Annotated in this window: 14 protein-coding genes; 11 read left to right on the plus strand and 3 right to left on the minus strand. The window is 58.7% G+C overall.

From position 1 onward, the window contains the following. The first annotated feature begins 425 nt into the window (after window positions 1–425). Window positions 426–710 (plus strand): hypothetical protein, encoded by a 285-nt coding sequence (locus B3Q33_RS04685; protein WP_272975558.1) that lies wholly within the window; start codon window positions 426–428, stop codon window positions 708–710. A 131-nt stretch (window positions 711–841) separates the two neighbouring features. On the opposite strand, the gene argA is transcribed toward B3Q33_RS04685, so the two are convergent. The 3 genes from argA to B3Q33_RS04700 form a co-directional block, all read right to left on the minus strand. After that, entirely contained in the window at window positions 842–2,161 is a 1,320-nt protein-coding gene (argA, locus tag B3Q33_RS04690) for an amino-acid N-acetyltransferase (RefSeq protein WP_272975559.1), read from the minus strand. Between the two features lie 198 nt (window positions 2,162–2,359). Beyond that, window positions 2,360–3,628 (minus strand): inorganic phosphate transporter, encoded by a 1,269-nt coding sequence (locus B3Q33_RS04695; protein ID WP_272975560.1) that lies wholly within the window; start codon window positions 3,626–3,628, stop codon window positions 2,360–2,362. 10 nt (window positions 3,629–3,638) lie between these two features. Further along, entirely contained in the window at window positions 3,639–4,319 is a 681-nt protein-coding gene (locus tag B3Q33_RS04700) for a TIGR00153 family protein (RefSeq protein WP_272962730.1), read from the minus strand. A gap of 324 nt (window positions 4,320–4,643) precedes the next feature. Between B3Q33_RS04700 and B3Q33_RS04705 the strand changes: the two genes are divergently transcribed. The 10 genes from B3Q33_RS04705 (at window position 4,644) to B3Q33_RS04750 (ending at window position 18,395) form a co-directional block, all read left to right on the plus strand. Further along, window positions 4,644–6,380, plus strand: a complete 1,737-nt coding sequence (locus tag B3Q33_RS04705; protein ID WP_273010198.1) for a GspE/PulE family protein — start codon at window positions 4,644–4,646, stop codon at window positions 6,378–6,380. Between the two features lie 284 nt (window positions 6,381–6,664). Continuing rightward, on the plus strand, window positions 6,665–9,535 hold the full coding sequence (glnE, locus tag B3Q33_RS04710) for a bifunctional [glutamate--ammonia ligase]-adenylyl-L-tyrosine phosphorylase/[glutamate--ammonia-ligase] adenylyltransferase (RefSeq protein ID WP_272975562.1): 2,871 nt from the start codon (window positions 6,665–6,667) through the stop codon (window positions 9,533–9,535). Window positions 9,536–9,571: 36 nt separating this feature from the next. Then, window positions 9,572–10,498 carry a branched-chain amino acid transaminase gene (locus B3Q33_RS04715; protein ID WP_272975563.1) on the plus strand — a complete coding sequence of 309 codons (927 nt, stop codon included), beginning with the start codon at window positions 9,572–9,574 and terminating at the stop codon, window positions 10,496–10,498. A gap of 8 nt (window positions 10,499–10,506) precedes the next feature. After that, window positions 10,507–11,565 carry a lipopolysaccharide heptosyltransferase II gene (gene waaF / locus B3Q33_RS04720; RefSeq protein WP_272975564.1) on the plus strand — a complete coding sequence of 353 codons (1,059 nt, stop codon included), beginning with the start codon at window positions 10,507–10,509 and terminating at the stop codon, window positions 11,563–11,565. Window positions 11,566–11,589: 24 nt separating this feature from the next. After that, window positions 11,590–12,615, plus strand: coding sequence for a lipopolysaccharide heptosyltransferase I (waaC, locus tag B3Q33_RS04725; RefSeq protein ID WP_272975565.1), 1,026 nt, complete (start codon window positions 11,590–11,592; stop codon window positions 12,613–12,615). A gap of 17 nt (window positions 12,616–12,632) precedes the next feature. Next, on the plus strand, window positions 12,633–13,736 hold the full coding sequence (locus B3Q33_RS04730) for a glycosyltransferase family 4 protein (protein ID WP_273010197.1): 1,104 nt from the start codon (window positions 12,633–12,635) through the stop codon (window positions 13,734–13,736). Continuing rightward, on the plus strand, window positions 13,733–14,551 hold the full coding sequence (rfaP, locus tag B3Q33_RS04735) for a lipopolysaccharide core heptose(I) kinase RfaP (RefSeq protein WP_272975567.1): 819 nt from the start codon (window positions 13,733–13,735) through the stop codon (window positions 14,549–14,551). Before B3Q33_RS04730 ends, rfaP begins: the two co-directional genes overlap by 4 nt. Next, on the plus strand, window positions 14,542–15,330 hold the full coding sequence (locus B3Q33_RS04740; protein ID WP_272975568.1) for a lipopolysaccharide kinase InaA family protein: 789 nt from the start codon (window positions 14,542–14,544) through the stop codon (window positions 15,328–15,330). Before rfaP ends, B3Q33_RS04740 begins: the two co-directional genes overlap by 10 nt. Further along, complete coding sequence (locus B3Q33_RS04745; protein ID WP_272975569.1) at window positions 15,330–17,252, plus strand: sulfatase-like hydrolase/transferase; 1,923 nt, start codon at window positions 15,330–15,332, stop codon at window positions 17,250–17,252. Before B3Q33_RS04740 ends, B3Q33_RS04745 begins: the two co-directional genes overlap by 1 nt. 3 nt (window positions 17,253–17,255) lie before the next feature. Continuing rightward, on the plus strand, window positions 17,256–18,395 hold the full coding sequence (locus B3Q33_RS04750) for a polysaccharide synthesis/modification protein (RefSeq protein WP_272975570.1): 1,140 nt from the start codon (window positions 17,256–17,258) through the stop codon (window positions 18,393–18,395). The last annotated feature ends 32 nt before the right edge of the window (window positions 18,396–18,427 follow it).

Genomic DNA, 18,427 nt, shown 5'->3' on the forward strand with positions numbered 1-18,427 from the left:
ATATTGCAAAGTGATATATCGCAAGTGCAATTGAATACGCTGTTAGTGCTATGAACACATTGCAGTCACACGAAGAAGAGTTTGAGTCAGGCACGGTCACTGAATCGGGCTACGCGGCTATAGCTGATGCCGAGGGCTACGGGGCCGCGTCGTCGATCGGTGCGGGCAGCGTCAGCATTAACAAACTGTGGAATGCGTTCGGTCAAGGCAAACCGCTTCTGTTGTACTGTGCGGATAAATCAATATTTCAGCCAAACACAGATGGCGAGTTATCCAAGTGGTGCGAGAACAACTTTCCAGCGTGTTTCGGAGAGTATCTTCGACGCAAAAAGCACTAACAAGGTGGTCAACGGGACGCCAACTTCGCTGCGCTCCGTTCGCGCCCATTACCACTGGCGTTAGCGAGTGAAAACCGGGGAGTCTATTTGGAGAGCCAGAGACAATCTAACTTAGAGTCCATCAAAAAAGAGAGTGCCGAAGAAGGGCGTCAACTTCTGCGTATGCTGAAGATTTCGCCGTTGATTGTATTCTACGGCATGTATGTCTCTGGAATTTATAAATCAGAAGGGCTTTTGTCTGCTTCAGTTGCCTGGCTTTGGATTATTTTTTTGGTTGTCGGTTGGCCGAAAGGCTTCATAAAGCAAATGGGGTTGGCTGTGGTGTTTGGGGTTATTCTTCCGTTTATTGTGCTGCCGTATTTTGGTCATTGATAGATGTACACTGCTAACAATGCTATGCATGCGACAGGCGTATTATGGCCGGCGTTCATTCCTTGCAAGCCCTTCGCCATGCGAGCATGGCTCCAACGCCAACCGTACGGTGGCTGGCTGAGTGGCATCGGCTACAGCCCCTTCACAAACACCTTCGAATTCCGCTGCCAGTTATACAGCGACTTGCGGGCCCCCGGCAGCGCTTCCACCCCAGCCAGTTCAAACCCCTGCTGCTGAAACCAGTGCGCGGTCAGGGTGGTGAGCACGAACAGGCTGGTCAGCCCCTGTTCCTTAGCCCGCCGTTCCAGGTAGCCCAGTAGTTGGGCGCCGCGCTCGCCCTTGCGATAGCCGGGGTGGACGGCCACGCAGGCCAGTTCGCCGGTCTTGTCGTCCGGGAAGGGATAGAGGGCGGCGCAGGCGACTACCATGCCGTCGCGTTCGATTATGGCGAAGCGCTGGATTTCGTTTTCCAGCAGTTCCCGGGAACGGCGCACCAGGGTGCCGTCCGCTTCCAGGGGTTCGATCAGTTCCAGGATGCCGCCCACGTCGTCGATGCGGGCGCCACGCAGTGTCTCGTAAGTTTCCCGGGTAACCAGGGTGCCGCAGCCGTCACGGGTGAACAGTTCCTTGAGCAGGGCGCCGTCGTCGTTGGCGTCGATCAGGTGCGCCCGGCCCACGCCGTTGCTGGCGGCGTGGCAGGCGGCGGTGAGCTGTCGATCGACGCCGTTATCTTCGTATTGGTCGCCCGCAAGCAATTTGCCTGCCTGCTGGGGGCTAAGTTCGCGGACCAGGTTGCCTTCCGGGTCGGCCAGGCGCAGGTCATCACCCATCAGGATGAGCTTGTCTGCGCCCAGGGCGATGGCGGCGGTGGAGGCGACTTCTTCCGCATTCACGTTGAACAGTTCACCGGTGGGCGAGCAGCCCAGGGGTGACAGCAGCACCACATTGCCATTGCTCAGTTGCTGGCGGATGGCGTCCACTTCGATGCGCCGCACTTCGCCAGTGTGCTGGTAGTCAAAACCGTTGCGTACCCCTACCGGCTTGGCGACCACGAAATTACCGCTGATCAGGCGGATACCGGCGTTGTACATGGGGGAGTTGGCCAGCCCCATGGAGAACAGCCCTTCCAGTTTCAGGCGCAGGGCACCCACCGCCGCCATGACGCCGTTGAGGGCGGCGCTGTCAGTGATGCGCATGTGTTGTTCAAAGGTGGATTCGATGCCGGACTCCGCCAGCCGCGCGCTGATCTGCGGGCGGGCACCGTGGACCAGCACCAGCTTGATGCCCAGGCTGTTGAGCAGGGCCAGATCGTGGATCAGGGTAGGCAGGCGCGGGCCGTCCAGTAGTTCGCCGGAAAGCATGACCACAAAGGTGCGCCCCCGATGGGCGTTAATGTACGGGGACGAATTGCGGAACCAGTGGACCTGATTGTCGGGGGTGTTGCTGGGCACGGCATGTCTCGGCGGTTGGTGGCTGACAGGCCAGTATAGCCAGCGGCTGTGGTGTGATGCCAGATGTGGGTAATCGCGGTCGAACGACCGCTCCCGCAAAGGTGGGTTCTGGCTCCCGTGGGAGCGGTCGATCGACCGCGAACAAAAACGCCGCCCGGAGGGCGGCGTCAGTGTGCTGCGTGAAGCCTGTCAGCGTTATTACGCCCCGAACAGGCCCTTGAAGAAGTAGAAGAACAGAATGGACAGCAGGGCCCCGGCCGGCAGGGTCACCACCCAGGAGGTAAAGATGGTGCTGACCACGCGCAGGTTCAGGGAGCCGATGCCGCGGGCCATGCCCACGCCCAGGATCGCCCCCACCAGGGTGTGGGTGGTGGAGATGGGCAGGCCGGTGCCGGAGGCCAGGATCACGGTGCCGGCGGCACCCAGCTCGGCGGCGAAGCCGCGGCTGGGGGTCAGCTCGGTGATGTTCTTGCCCACCGTGGCCATTACCCTGGCGCCGAGAATGGCGAGACCGAAGACGATGCCCATGGCGCCGACCAGCAGAATCCAGCCAGGCATGGCGGCTTCGCCGCCGATCACACCTTCGTTGACGATGACGCTGTTGATGGCGGCCAGCGGGCCCACCGCGTTGGCCACATCATTGGAACCGTGGGCGAAGGCCATGGCACAGGCGGTGAAGATCATCAGTACGGCAAAGATGCGCTCCACGGAGTGAAAGCGGAAATCCTTGTCGGCTTCCGGGTTGGGCTGGATACGGCTGAGAATAGCGGCGCCGATCACGGCGACTATCAGGCCGCCGACGGCGGACCAGCCAAGACTGGCGCCATAGCTGATTTCCAGGCCGATATGCTTGAGACCTTTCAGCAGGGTGACGGCGCTAATCGCGAAGCCCACCAGGAACATGTAGAAGGGCACCACCCGCTTGGCCCGCTGGAAGGGGTCGTCCTGGTTGAGCACCAACTTCTGTACGCTCTTGATCAGGGCAAAGGAGATAAAGCCGGCCAGCAAGGGCGAGGTGACCCAGCTGGCGACGATGTTGCCCACCTTGCCCCAGTTGACCGCATCCATGCCCACGCCCACTGCCGCAAAGCCGACAATGGCGCCGACGATGGAGTGGGTGGTGGAGACCGGCCAGCCGAACCAGGAGGCAACAATCAGCCAGATACCGGCGGCCAGCAGGGCAGACATCATCCCGTAGACCAGATAGTGGGGAAACTCGGCAAAGACGCCGGCATCGACGATGCCTTTGCGTACCGTGGCGGTCACTTCGCCACCGGCCAGATAGGCGCCGCAGAATTCAAAGACGATGGCGATCATCACCGCCTGTTTCACCGTCAGGGCACCGGAGCCCACCGAGGTGCCCATGGCGTTGGCTACGTCGTTGGCGCCCACGCCCCAGGCCATCAGAAAGCCGAAAGCGCCGGCCAGCAACAGCATCAGGTAGCTGTGTTCAATCATCCACTCCATAAGATAGCTCCTAGCGTGCGACCAGCATCTGCAGGCGGCCGCCCACTTTCTGGGCGCGATCAGCGAGATCGCCTACCCATTCGATGATCTTGTAGAGAAAAATGACATCCACCGGGGGCAGTTCGCTTTCCAGCTTGAACAGGGTGGAACGGATGGTGATCTGCTGCTCGTCGTTGTTGCGCTCCAGGCGGTCCAGCTCTTCGATGAGCTCTTCCACGATCTGGATTTCACGGCCACTGAAGCCGGTCTCGATCAGTTCATCGAGTTCGTTGATGGCTTTTTGCGCCTGGGCGGAGGTATCGATGGCGCCCTGAACGTAATCGCGCATCACCTCGGCCAGCACCGGCGGGATGCTCATCTGCCGTCCGAGCATCAGGCCTGAGATGTCCTTGGCCTTGTTGGCCACCTTGTCCTGCACGCTGATCAAATCGAGCAGATCGGTGCGCGGCATGGGCAGAAACAGGCTTTTTGGCAGGTTCAGGCGGAACTCTTTTTTCAGTTCGTCTGCCTGGTTTTCCAGCTCGGCGATACGCTTGCGAGCAGCGCGTGCCTTGTCCCAGTCCCCTTCGGTAACGGCGGCGAAGAAGTCCGCCAGGGTGCGGGCACAATCGTGAACGGTGTCGTAGTGTTGCTGCAGGGGCTTGATGGGGGAGCGGCCAAACAGGCCGGCAATGGAGCTTCCAAAGGACATAGGCGCCTCGGATCCAGAGTCAGAGTAAAACCTGAAGCAGGGGCTTCAGGTGGAATCAGTGTCCCACTTTCCCGGGCGGTCGCCCAGTAGGGACAGGGCTCGGGTCATGGCACGACCGTGCGTCTGTCACAGACATGTCATGAAACTGGTCGCGAGTATAGTCAAAGCCGCCGGGGCTGTCAGGGGTTCAATGATAGGGTTACAGTACTAGGACAAAATAATGAGGCCGCAGGACGGCCCGTTGGTCAAACCGGAGAGTCTTGAGTGAACGCCACCGCCAACCCCGCCAAACTGGATGGTCTGCTGATTGATGTGCGCTGGCTGATGCGCGAGTTGCTGGAAGAAGGGCGCGTCAGTCAGGAGGACTTCAATGTCATTTCCACCACGCCGCGGGAAAAGAAGGAGCTGAACTGGCATCCGATCCAGGTGCTGGCCAAGTATCGGCTTACCGATCGCAGTAATACCCATCAGTTGCTGGATGTGGAATTTCTTACTCGCTGGCTGGGGGAGAAGGCAGGTATCCGGGTCTGCCATATTGATCCACTCAAGGTGCATGTGGACCAGGTCACCAATGTGATGAGCTACGCCTTTGCCGAGCGCCACGGCATCGTGGCGTTGGAAGTGCTGCGCGACAAGGTGGTGGTGGCCTGCGATCAGCCCTTTGTGCGTGACTGGCAGGCCCACCTCAAGCAGGTGCTGCGCGACCGGGAGCTGGAGGTGGTGCTGGCCAACCCGGAGCAGCTGCGCCGCTACCGCGTTGAGTTCTACAACCTGAGCCGTTCCATCGCCGGTGCTTCCGGCAAAACCGGCCAGGAAATGTCCGGCATCACCAACTTCGAGCAGTTGTTGGAAGTGGGTAAGGGGCATCATGACGCGGATGACCAGCACATCGTCAATATTGTGGACTGGATTCTGCAGTATGCGTTTTCCCAGCGGGCCAGCGATATTCACCTGGAGCCGCGCCGGGAAACCGGCAAGATGCGCTTCCGTATCGATGGCGTACTGCACGATGTCTACGAACTGCCGGCGGCGATCATGGCGGCGGTGACCAGCCGACTGAAAATTCTCAGTCGCCTGAATGTGGCGGAAAAGCGCAAACCCCAGGATGGCCGTTTGAAGACCAAGTCGCCGGAGGGGGATGAGATCGAGCTGCGACTTTCCACCCTGCCTACTGCCTTCGGGGAAAAGATGGTGATGCGGGTGTTTGACCCGGATGTCCTGGTGCGAAGCTTCGAGCAGATGGGCTTCACCTCGGAGGACTATGAGTCCTGGCAGCGGATGACCTCGCATCCCCATGGGATCATCTTCGTCACCGGGCCCACCGGTTCAGGCAAGACCACCACCCTGTATTCCACCCTAAAGCAGCTGGCCACCAGCGAGGTGAATGTCTGCACCATTGAGGACCCCATCGAAATGGTGGAGTCCAGCTTCAATCAGATGCAGGTGCAGGCCAATATCGACGTGAGTTTTGCCCAGGGGGTCAAGGCCATGCTGCGCCAAGACCCGGATATCATCATGATCGGCGAGATCCGTGACCTGGCTACAGCAGACATGGCGATTCAGGCGGCACTTACCGGTCACCTGGTGTTGTCCACGTTGCATACCAACGATGCGCCGTCGTCCATTACCCGGCTGGTGGATTTGGGGGTGCCGCCCTACATGATCAGCGCCACGGTGCTGGGGGTGATGGCTCAGCGGCTGATCCGCACCCTCTGTCCTCACTGCAAGCAAGCCACGGAGACCGATGTGCAGGCCTGGGAGGAGCTGGTGCGCCCCTTCAAGATGAAGCCGCCGGAAGTTATCTATCGGCCGGTGGGCTGCCTGGAATGTCGGGATACCGGCTACCTGGGTCGCGTGGGGGTCTATGAAACCATGCCCCTGAATACCGCCCTGAAACAGCAGATTTCCCGGGGCGCCGAACTGGAAACCCTCACCCGTCAGTCGCTCAAGAATGGTATGAAGCCCCTGCGCATCAGCGGCGCCATGAAAGTGGCGAAGGGGCTGACCACCATTGAAGAGGTAATGCGGGTGACGCCGTCCCAGGATATTTTGCTGGGATAGAAAATGAGCAAGTTGAAAGTTCAAAGTTGAAAGGCGCGAAGAAAGGATTGGCGGCACCCGGGAAAGGCGGCGCTTCGCGCGGCATGGCTGTCCCGTCTGTGAGCATGACTCATTAGGCCGCTGTAGGAGCTTGCTTGCATGGCGAACCTGCGATCGTGAATCGCGGGCACGGCCTGAGTTAAGCGGTCCAGGCTCTTCCCGCGCCTTTCAGCTTTGAACTTTCAACGTGCAACTCCTTCCTGCCCTCTAGCCTTTCTCTCCCTCCCGTACGACAATAGCCGCCCATGAAAGAACCCCAATATCACGCTCTGCCGGATGAACTGTCGGTGCTGGTCAGCCAGCACTGGCAACACTTTGTGGAATCCGGTCACCGTATCCCCGACGCCCTGCTTGATGACCTGCCCCGGGTGTGGGCGGGCTCCGACTATGTGGCGCAGCAGTTTCAGCGTGATCCGGGCCTGGGCCAGTGGCTTGAGGACAGTGATCCGAGTGGCGCCCTGGCTGAGGATTCGCTCCGTCAGACCGTGCAGGAGCAGTTGGCCGCCTGTCACAGCGAGGATGAACTCAAGCGTACCCTGCGCCGTCTGCGCCACCGCCATATGGTGCGCATCATCTGGCGGGATCTGGCCGGGATTGGGGATTATCACAGCACTGTGGCGGATCTGTCGCTGCTGGCGGATACCCTGATACAGGAAGCGCTGACCGTGCTGCACGGCTGGGCCTGTGAGAAAAGTGGCACCCCGGTGGGGCCGGATGGCAAGCCGGTGAAGCTGGTGGTGCTGGCCATGGGCAAGCTGGGGGCGCGGGAGCTGAACCTGTCCTCGGACATTGATCTGATTTTCGCCTATGAGCATGAAGGCGAAATCGAGGGTGAGCGACGCAGCCTTAGCCATCACCAGTTTTTCGTGCGCCTGGGCCAGCAGTTGATCAAGGCCCTGGACCAGCCCACCGCCGACGGTTTCGTATTTCGGGTGGACATGCGCCTGCGCCCCTGGGGCAAGAGCGGCGTCCTGGCCATTGGTTTCGATGCCATGGAAGGGTATTACGAGACCCAGGGACGCGAGTGGGAACGTTATGCGCTGATCAAGATGCGCCCGGTGGGTGGTGATCTGCAGGCGGGAAAACGCCTGATCAAGCGGCTCAATCCCTTCGTCTATCGTCGTTATATAGACTACGGGGCCTTCCACTCCCTGCGTGAGATGAAGTCCCTGATCGAGCGGGAAGTGAACCGCAAGGGCATGCAGGCGGATGTGAAGCTGGGTGCCGGCGGCATCCGTGAAGTGGAATTTATCGTTCAGGCGTTCCAGCTGATCCGTGGTGGCCAGCTGCCGGCCCTGCGGGAACCGAACCTGATCAAGGTGCTGCCGCAACTGGTGGAGCTGGAATTGCTGCCCGAGGACGTGGCGGATGAGCTGACCGAAGCCTATCTGTTCCTGCGGGACGTAGAGCATCGATTACAGGGAGTAGCCGATAAGCAGACCCAGCGCCTGCCGGACGACGAGCTTGGCTGGCAGCGTCTGACCTTCGCCATGGGCTTTTCCGCCCGGGCCGCCTTCGAGCGCAAGTTGCGTCGCTGCCGGGAAAGCGTGCGTCATCATTTCAGCCAGGTGATTGCAGACCCGGAGCAGGAAACCGATGCCGCCCAGGGCGCTGATCAGGAGTTGCTGGATCTGTGGCTGGGCGAGCTGGATGAGGCCCAGGCTGCGGCCCAACTGGCAGCCATCGGCGTGCAGGAGGGCGACAAGGTCTACGCCCATCTGAATAATTTCCGTGAAGGTCGCTCGGTGCAGAACATGCAGGCGATCGGCCGCGAGCGTCTGGACCGGCTGATGCCTCTGCTGCTGGAGGCGTTGGGTTATCAGGGCCATGGCGAAACCACCGTGGTGCGGCTGCTGGCCTTTGTGGAAGCGGTACTGCGCCGTAGTGCCTACATCGCCCTGTTGGTGGAAAATCCCAGTGCGCTGACCCAGCTGGTGAAGCTGTCCGGCGCGAGCCCCTGGATTGCCGAGCGCCTCACTCTGCATCCGGTGCTGCTGGACGAATTGCTGGATGTGCGCACTCTCTATTCGCCACCGGAGCGGGCAGAGCTGGACGACGAGCTGCGTCAGCAGTTGCTGCGCGTGGCCGAGGATGATCTGGAACAGCAGATGGAGGTGCTGCGTAACTTCAAGCAGGCCCATCTGTTGCGGGTGGCTGCCTCGGAAGTGACCGAAGTGCTGCCACTGATGAAGGTCAGTGACTATCTGACCTGGCTGGCGGAAAGCATTCTCAACCAGGTGGTGATGCTCGCCTGGGAGCCGCTGGTGGAGCGCCACGGCCGCCCCTCGCGGACCGATGGCCAGCCCTGCAGTCCGGATTTCGTGGTGGCGGGCTATGGCAAACTGGGCGGTATCGAGTTGGGCCACAACTCCGATCTGGATCTGGTATTCCTGCACGATGCAGCCAGCGGCGGCGTGACCGATGGCGACAAGCCGGTGTCCAACGAGCAATTCTATGCTCGCCTGGGGCAGCGCATCATCCACATCCTTTCCACCCGTACCATGAGCGGTCAGCTCTACGAAGTGGACACCCGCTTGCGGCCTTCCGGCAGTGCCGGTCTGCTGGTGAGTTCCATGGATTCCTTTGAGAAGTATCAGCTCAATCAAGCCTGGACCTGGGAGCATCAGGCCCTGGTGCGTGCCCGCGTGGTGGCCGGTTGCAACCGGGCCCGGGCGCGCTTTGATGCGATCCGCCACCAGGTGCTGTGCGCCGAGCGTCCCCTGGACAAGCTGCGCGAAGATGTCCTGGCCATGCGCGACAAGATGGTTGACCACCTGGGGGAGAAAGGGGAGGAGCGCTTCCATCTCAAGCAGGATCCGGGTGGTATCGTTGATATCGAATTTATGGTGCAATACGGGGTTCTGAGATGGGCCTCCTCCCACGGTGAACTGACCCGCTTCACCGATAATGTGCGGCTGCTCGAAACACTGGCTGCACTGGATATTATGTCGGCACAGGATGCCGGCCTGCTGCGGGAAGCGTACCTCGCTTACCGATCCGCGGCTCATCGCGCCTCGTTGCGCAAAGAGAAATCCATTGTCGACGACACTCAATTCCGCGATTTGCGTGAAGGCGTGCGAGCGATCTGGAAGCACTGGTTCGACCTGCAGGGCTGACACCTGCAGGTCCTTAGCTCTGGGAGTATCACTGCCATGTCGATGGCTGTAAGAGACGGTTTTATCTGGTTGGATGGCGAACTGGTTCCCTGGCAGGACGCGAAGGTTCACGTGCTCACGCACACTCTGCACTATGGCATGGGTGTGTTCGAAGGTGTGCGCGCCTATGAGACGGCAAAAGGGCCGGCGATTTTCCGTCTGCAGGATCACACCGACCGCTTTTTCAACAGTGCGCATATCCTCAACATGAAACTGCCCTTCACCAAAGAGCAGATCAACGAGGCGCACCTGTCGTCTATTCGGGAAAATAATTTGCCCCACGCTTACCTGCGCCCGATGGCGTTTTATGGCAGCGAAGGGATGGGCCTGCGCGCCCACAATCTGAAAGTGCATGTCATGGTGGCAGCCTGGGAATGGCCGTCCTACATGTCTCCGGAAGCCCTGGAGCTGGGCATCAAGGTGCGAACCTCCAGCTACACCCGTCACCACGTGAACATCACCATGTGCAAGGCGAAGGCCAACGGCAATTACATGAATTCCATGTTGGCCCTTAATGAAGCCCTGTCCGGCGGTGCCGATGAGGCGCTGTTGTTGGACAACGAAGGCTATGTGGCAGAAGGCTCCGGTGAAAACGTATTCCTGGTTCGCGACGGCGTGCTTTACACCCCGGAGCTGACGTCCTGTCTGGACGGCATTACCCGCAAAACCATCATTCAGTTGGCCGAAGAGCGAGGTTATCCGGTGCGTGAGAAACGCATTACTCGTGATGAGCTGTATATCGCCGATGAAGCTTTCTTCACGGGTACCGCCGCAGAGGTCATGCCGATTCGGGAGCTGGATGGACGCATCATTGGCGCAGGCAAGCGTGGTCCGATTACCGAGCAGTTGCAGGCGGTGTATTTCGACCTGGTGCGCGGCAAACAGGATGAAAACTACGGAGGCTGGCTCACTTACGTGAGCTGAGCAGGCGCATGCCGGCATTCTTGTCCGACTCGCCCTCCGCCATCCTTGTCGTCGGCCCGTCCTGGGTCGGTGACATGGTAATGGCCCAGACCCTTTTTTCCGAACTGCGTCGCCAATACCCGGACTGTGCCATCGATGTGCTGGCGCCGGCCTGGTGTCGGCCGTTGCTGTCGCGCATGCCGGAAGTGCGCGAGGCGCTATCGCTGCCTTTCGATCATGGCGACCTGAAGCTGGGTGAGCGACATGCGCTGGGCAAATCCCTGCGTGGTCAGTACCAGCAGAGTTATGTGCTGCCCAATTCCCTCAAGTCTGCGTTGGTGCCCTGGTCGGCAAAGATCCCGCAGCGTATCGGGTGGCGTGGGGAAATGCGTTACGGCCTGCTGAACGACGTGCGCAAGCTGGACAAGGAAGGTCACCCATTGATGGTGCAGCGCTTTGTAGCGCTGGCGCTGTCACCGGATGCGCCGGCACCGAAACTGGATACCATTACTGCGCCGCACCTGGAAGTCAGTGACGACTCGCTTCAAGACGCTATCGCGACACATGGCCTTGATACGCAACGGCCGGTGCTGGGCCTGTGTCCCGGTGCCGAATTCGGTCCGTCCAAGCGCTGGCCGGAGCATCATTACGCGGCGGTGGCACAGCACTGGATTGAGCACGGTGGCCAGGTATGGATCTTCGGCTCCGGCAAGGATCAGCCCGTGGCTGATACCATCGTCGAGATGCTGGATAACAGTGCGGATGAGCATGCCGTGGTGCTGGCGGGTAATACTTCCCTGGAGCAGGCGGTGGATCTGTTGTCGGCCACCACTGCGGTGGTCAGCAACGATTCCGGGCTGATGCATATTGCCGCCGCCCTCAAGCGTCCACTGGTAGCAGTGTACGGTTCCACCTCGCCGGGGTTTACGCCACCGCTGGGTGATAGAGTGGCAGTGGTACGGCTGGGGTTGGAATGCAGCCCCTGTTTCGAACGGGAATGCCCGCTGGGGCATTTGAACTGTCTGCGCCAGTTGCCCCCCTCGCAGGTGATCGACGCCCTGCAGCAGCTGGAAAGCGCGGATGCCTGACGTTGACGGCGAGCGGGTTCTGACATGCGCGTGCTGCTGATCAAAACCTCCTCCATGGGGGATGTGATCCACACCTTGCCGGCGCTGACTGATGCGCTGTCGGCCATTCCCGATCTGCAGGTGGACTGGGTGGTGGAAGAGGCCTTTGCCGATCTGGCCCGTCGCCACCCGGCGGTCCATCAGGTTTTCCCTTGTGCCCTGCGCCGCTGGCGCAAACATCCTCTCAAGGCTCGCCGCTCCGGTGAATGGGCCGCCTTCAAATCCGCCGTTCAGGCAACGTCCTATGATGCGGTGATTGATGCCCAGGGCCTGATCAAGAGCGCCTTCGTGACCCGTTTGGCGCGCGGGGAAAAATTCGGGCTGGATAAACAGTCCGCCCGGGAAGGCTTGTCTGCCAGGGCTCTCGATCACCCTCTGCCGGTGGCGAAGGGTCAGCATGCCATTGACCGGGTGCGGCAACTGTTTGCGCTGGCGCTGTCGTACGACCTGCCCGATGGTGCCCCGGATTACGGCCTGCCGCGCAGCCATGTGCCCACAACCTTGAGCCGCCCGGCACAACTGGTGTTTTGCCATGGCACCACCTGGCCGACTAAGCATTATCCGGAGGCCTTCTGGCGCCAGTTACTGGAGTTGGCTACCAGTGAAGGCCATCGAGTTTTCCTGCCCTGGGGCAACGAGTCGGAAAAATCCCGTGCCGAACGCCTAGTGGCAGGGCTGAAAGGTGCAACGGTGCTGCCTGCGATGGGGTTGAGTGCCCTCACTGACAAGCTACTGGAGTGGGACGCTTTTATTGCGGTGGATACTGGGCTGGCCCACCTTTCTGCTGCGGCAGGGTTGCCGGGCGTAGGGTTGTACGGTCCTACAGATCCAGTGCTCACCGGAGTGAGGGGCGTCCGCGCCTACTCGCTGGCGGCGGACTTTCCCTGTGCGCCTTGCGTGCAGGAAAAATGTACCTATCGTGGGGTGCTGGGCCAGGGGGTTGTACCGCCTTGCTTCAGCAGTCTGAAACCGGGTTTTGTCTGGCAGCGTTTACGGGAGCTGAGTGGATGATGCAGCAACATAGGACAGTGGCGTTCGCGCTGTTTCGCTATTTTCCTTACGGGGGGCTTCAGCGAGATTTTCTTCGCGTAGCGGAGTTGTGTGTCCAGGCCGGTCACTCGGTGGAGGTATTGACCACGGATTGGGATGGGCCGCGACCAGAATGGCTCAAGGTCACTATAGAAAAGGTGACGCCGCGTTCGAATCATGCGGCGATGGTGGCGTTTGGTAAACGGGCGCAGAAGTTTAAGCAGTCAGTGAATGCTGATGTGCTGATGGTATTCAATCGCGTTCCTGGCGGGGATTTGTATTTTGCCGCCGATGATTGTTTTGCCGTGCGGGTTATGGAGAAGAATGCCTTTACTCGTCTTTTGCCCCGCTACCGGACCTACCTGCGGCTGGAACAACAGCTTTTCAGTTCGGGGAGCCATACTCGCATCCTGTTCCTGAATAACAGCCAGCGAGATGATTATCTGGGTGAATATGACTTGCCAGAGAGCCGCTATCGGGTTCTGCCTCCAGGAGTGCGTAATGATCGCCGCCCCGGGGATAATGCCGAGCAGTTACGGGCGGGTGTAAGACAGGAATTTTCGCTGGCGGATAGCGAGAGTCTGCTGCTTTTCCTCGGATCTGATTTTCGTCGCAAGGGATTGGGCAGGGCGTTGCAGGCTATAGCCAGTCTGCCCGATCCCGAGGCAGTCAAACTACTTGTGGTGGGTGAGGATGACAGTGCTCCCTTCGTTGGCGATATCGAGAGGCTGGGGTTGTCTGACCAGGTGATTTTTGCCGGCGCCCGGGATGATGTTCCCGCCCTCCTGCAAGGGGCTGACCTGCTTATCCATCCTGCGTCTCATGAAGCGGCCGGCATGGTGCTGGTTGAATCCCTTGTGGCGGGCCTGCCTATCCTGACCACGGCAGCCTGTGGCTACGCGAGTTATGTGCGTGAATCTAAAGCGGGGCAGGTGGTGGATAGTCCGTTCCGACAGGAGCAATTGGATCAGGCCCTGGCCGATATGCTTTCCGGTAAAGGTGGCCATTACCGTCAGGCGGCGCTGGATTATGCCGAACGGGTAGACCTGTTCGGCATGCATCAACAGGTGCTGGAAGAAATCGAGGCTCTGCTAAACTCATGACCAAATTGTTTCTCAGGGATGAATTCGCACGGGCGTGGCAAGACCGAGACCCCTTTGCCTGTGTCGAGTCCCTGGATGGAGAGGTGTTTCGTGCCCGGGAAGGGCGGCGGACCCTGCGTTTTTTTGTGGATGGGAAAAGCTATTTTCTCAAGCATCATCGTGGTGTGGGCTGGGGAGAGGTGCTCAAGAACCTGAGCCAGCTGCGTTTTCCGATTGTGAGTGCGCTTTCCGAAGTGCGTGCCATAGAGGCGGTAACCGCTGCCGGACTGCATACCATGACTATTGCTGGTTATGGCGAGCGGGGGTTGAATCCGGCGCGGGTTGAATCCTTCCTGATCACCGATGATTTGGTAGATACTCTGAGTCTAGAGGATGTGGGCCTGTGGTGGCAGGCGGAGTCTCCTTGCCCGGAGTTCAAGCGCTCCTTGCTGGCTAATGTGGCACAGGTTGCCAGGGCCATGCATGATGTAGGCATTAATCACCGCGATTTTTACTTGTGTCATTTTCTGATGGAGCTCAGCCGTTATCAGGCGAGTGATGGCGAGGCGCCGTTGTTCCTGATTGATCTACACCGGGCTCAGCTTCGTCGCGAAGTGCCTTGGCGCTGGCAAGTGAAAGACGTGAGCGGACTGTTTTATTCCGCCATGGATATTGGCTTGACCCGCCGGGATCTGTTGCGTCTCATGGCGATTTATATGGGCAAGTCCTGGCGACAGACGCTTGAGGAAGACAGCCGTTTTTGGCTGGCGGTTCGCAAGCGGGCGGAAGCGCTTTATCTGAAGGATAAAGGCCGGGAGGCACCCAGGTGGATCTGAAAAGCCACGATACCGCTGATTTTCGACTGGTTTACCGTGATGCAGGGCCGGTGTCGCTTCTGCTGGATAAAGCGGGCGTGAAACCCTGGTTTGATGGGGAACACACAGTGCTCAAGCAGGGTGGTAAAGTCGAGGCCCGCCTGTTGAGAACGCCTTCCGGCACGGTGTTTGTGAAGCACTATCTGGCCAAAGGTGTGCTGCGGCGGTTATTGGCATGGGTCGGCGTTTTTCGTGCTCAGCGTATGTTTCGGGTGTCGGCTGCGCTACAGGATATCGGTGTGCGAGTCCCTCGGCCGCTGGCGTTTCTGGTCGAGCATCGACGCGACTGTTCGTCATCGTTTTTTGTCTGTGAGGCCCTGGATGCGGAGGATCTAAAGTCGGTTGCCGTGAACCGAGGGCTGGATGCGATTGGCGGAGCCTTCAGGCTGTTCGATGAAGTGTCCAACACGTTGGTGCGGTTGCATGGTGCTGGCTATGTCCACGGTGACACCAAATGGGCCAACTGGATGGTGACACGCGGTGAGCCACAATTGGTGCTAATTGATCTCGATGGCGTACGCAAACCTCTATGGTTTCGCAATAAGCGCTGCGGTCGCGACCTGGCTCGTTTTCTGATCAATGCCCGTGAATTAAAGATCAGCGAGTACATTGTGGAAGCCATGCTGGCCAATTATGCGCGCCAGCGGGGGCGCTCTGTGGCTCAGGTATGTCGTGACATGGGGCCGGCCTATGACAAGCTGGCAAAACGTCATCGAAAAAAATACGGATCACAGTTGTGATGGTTGAATGGTCTCAGCAGGGGCTGTCGCTGACACTTTTATTCAGTGGGGCGCTAGCGATTGTTTATATGCAGCGCAAGATTTATGCGCTGCGTAATTATGTGGACACCCGGCCACGGCTGGATGATGTATGGGTGCTTTTTCTGGCTGCTGCGGTGGTGTCGGCCAGTTTTCCTTTTCCTTGGCTCTATGGGGGGCTGGTAGCACTGGTCGGTCTGTCGTTACTGATAATGTGGCTGGATGCTGTTCTGGTTCACCTGTTTGGTTTTGAGGTCAACCTGAGCAATTTGCGTATATTTTTGCAGGGGGCGGAGAGTTTCTCCGGGGATTCCAGAGAGATCATCGATGCGCTGGTAAAGCGTTCTTGGTTCCTGGCTACGCCGCTTGCCATTGTGCTCTTTTTGACAGCGCTTTACCTTCAGTTAGAGGGAAGTGTGTCCGGCCGCAATATTGCTGTTGCGGGTGTGATCGTACTTTTCTTGATGGGGATAACCAAGAGCCGGTTTCGTCTGATCGGTGCTCCCGTGTGGCTAGGGCTGCTAGCAGGGATTGCGTACCTGTTGAGCTACCTTGGTGGGCTTCCCGTGAACTGGTCGTTGTGGCAGGTTCTGGCTGCTGGTGTGTTGTTGCTGGTGGTGGCAGGGCTGAAGCTGGTGGCCCAGTTTTCGGATGCGCCTTTTTTTACCGTGCGTTCTCCGGTCAGGGACCTTGTCAAAGGTGCCAGTCTGCGTCCACACCGTTCCGTGTCCCTGAAACAAAAGGATATCGATCGGCAGGTAACACTGCCGATGGCGTCACCGCAGCCTAGTGGCAGCTTTGGCTTGTGTAAGGGCGCCAATGTGATTCTGGTAACCATGGAGTCGCTGGCAAGGGACGCTATCCGGCCGTTCAATGATGAGGGGGCGCGCCTCGACTTTCTCGAACGTTTTGCCCGGGATGCCCTGGTCTCGCATATGCATTATGCCTGCTGCCCGAATACTAACAGGGCCATTCAGCATCTCTATCAGGGCAATTACCCTGTCAACAATGACTATCCTTTTCTGCCGCTGCTGAAAGAGCAGGGGTACCGCACCGCTTACATGATGATTTCCCGCACTCGGTTTTTTAACCTCTGCGATATTCTGTCGGATATCGGCTTTGACAAAGTGTTGGACCGGGATACGTTGTCACTGGATCCTGAGCGTGGAGACTATGGGTTTCTGGACAGCCTGGATGCCGTGGATGAGGCCTTGGGCGATGGGCCTTTTTTTCTGCATCTAAAAAATGAGCAGACCCACTCTCCCTATCATGTGGTGAACAAGGAGCGTTTTTCCCGGCATCAGGGCGAAGGGCGAGAAATCAGTTTCCGAAACGCGGCAGAGGAAGCTGACGCGGTGCTTGAGACGTTTCTCGAAGCGTTGGGCGAGCGGCGTGATCTAGGCAACACTCTGATTATTTATACCGGTGACCATGGTCAGAGCTTTGGTGAGTTCGGTTATGTGTCCCATTCCAGCTCCAGCGTAAATGGACAGGTGCGTACGCCCTTGATGATCAGCCACCCTGCGTTGCCAGCCGGGGAAGTGACCCGTTCTACTCACTTTGATGTGCTGCCCACGGTGCTGGATCTGCTCGGCATAGAATGCCAGGCAGAAATTTTCGGCCGCTCCCTGCTGCATGGCGCCAACACGCAACCCTTGCTGTTATATTCTCAGACGCGTAAGGGGAATGCGCCCTCAAATGCCAGTCTGCTGGAGGGCGACACCAAGATCATGACGGATCTGATTTATGGCTACCGTTACCGACTGGATGCGGAAGACCATATTCAGGAAAAACTTTCCCCTGCCGAAGCGCACTATCAGGAAACGTTGCTCTATGCTGCCCTGGAGCAGCGGGGGCTGATCAGTGACAGTGCTTTTTCGCCTAGGCAGAAGACAGGAGGCTAGCGGATGAACCGGGCGTTGCCTTACGTACTCTTCCTGGCAATGAGCCGTAACCAGGAAAAACATTTCCAGGCATTGAAGAATGAGATGCCGGTGGACGGCGCAGTGATCAATGCCAAACATCCAGGTTTGGGTCAGACTTGGCGAGCGCTGCGTTGGGTCTGGCAACATCGTGGGGCGCTTCCGGACTGGTTGCGTTTTCGGGTTGATAAAGGGCGTCTCAATAATGGCGCTCACGGCCGTTGGTTCCGTATCGGTCTGGCCCTGCGTATTGTCCATTTGATGGCAGGTATCCTAAGGGAAGCGGACAGTCGCCGTCCGGATCTAGTGTTTGTGCTTAACGGTGAGCATTACAAGCAGCAAGCAGTGATTGCCTGGGCCTGTGAGCAGGGTATTCCCTTGGCTTATCTAGAGCTGGGCTATCTACCCAATACTATGGTGATTGATGGCAAGGGAATCAATTACGCTAACGGTATGCCCCGTGATCCGGCGTTCTATCGGGCCTATGAGCCACAGGGGATCCATGTGGATAGCACCCTGGTACGGCGTCCGCCGAGGACACCTGTGGGGGAGCCAATAACGCTACCCGAAAACTATATGTTTGTGCCTTTCCAAGTCTACGATGATACCCAGATTCTGATCCACTCTCCCTGGATCAAGTCCATGGAACGGCTCCACGAAGTGCTGGAGGAGACGTTGGATGCACTGCCTAGTGACACAGTTTATGTGGTCAAGGAGCACCCCACCTCCAAAAAAAGCTATCCGCAACTGCATCAGCGCCATCCTCGCATTCTGTACGCCAATGCTAATGACACTCAGGAGTTAATTGACCGCTCACGAGGTGTTATCACCATCAACTCCACAGTGGGAATCGAAAGTCTGCTTCTGGGGAGTCCGGTGATTACGTTGGGCAATGCTTGTTACAACATTGAGGGACTGGTAGCCCATGCGGACAATGCTGATGAATTGCGGGCTTTGGTGGCAGATCCAGATCTTCTACCCTTTGATAGGAATTTGATCACCCGTTTTGTGGCATGGCTCAGTGAGTCCTATCTGGTGCCCGGCCGCTGGCCCGAGTACAGCCCGGAGTACCCTCAGAGAATGCGCGAGCGGATCGATGCCATCCTGAAAGGGGAGATGCCTTGAGTTGGGAGATTCAGTGTGTCGAAGGGGGGGGT

Origin of the sequence: Alcanivorax sp. UBA3183 (assembly GCF_002364155.1) — a bacterium.
GTDB classification, from domain to species: Bacteria; Pseudomonadota; Gammaproteobacteria; order Pseudomonadales; family Alcanivoracaceae; genus Alcanivorax; species Alcanivorax jadensis.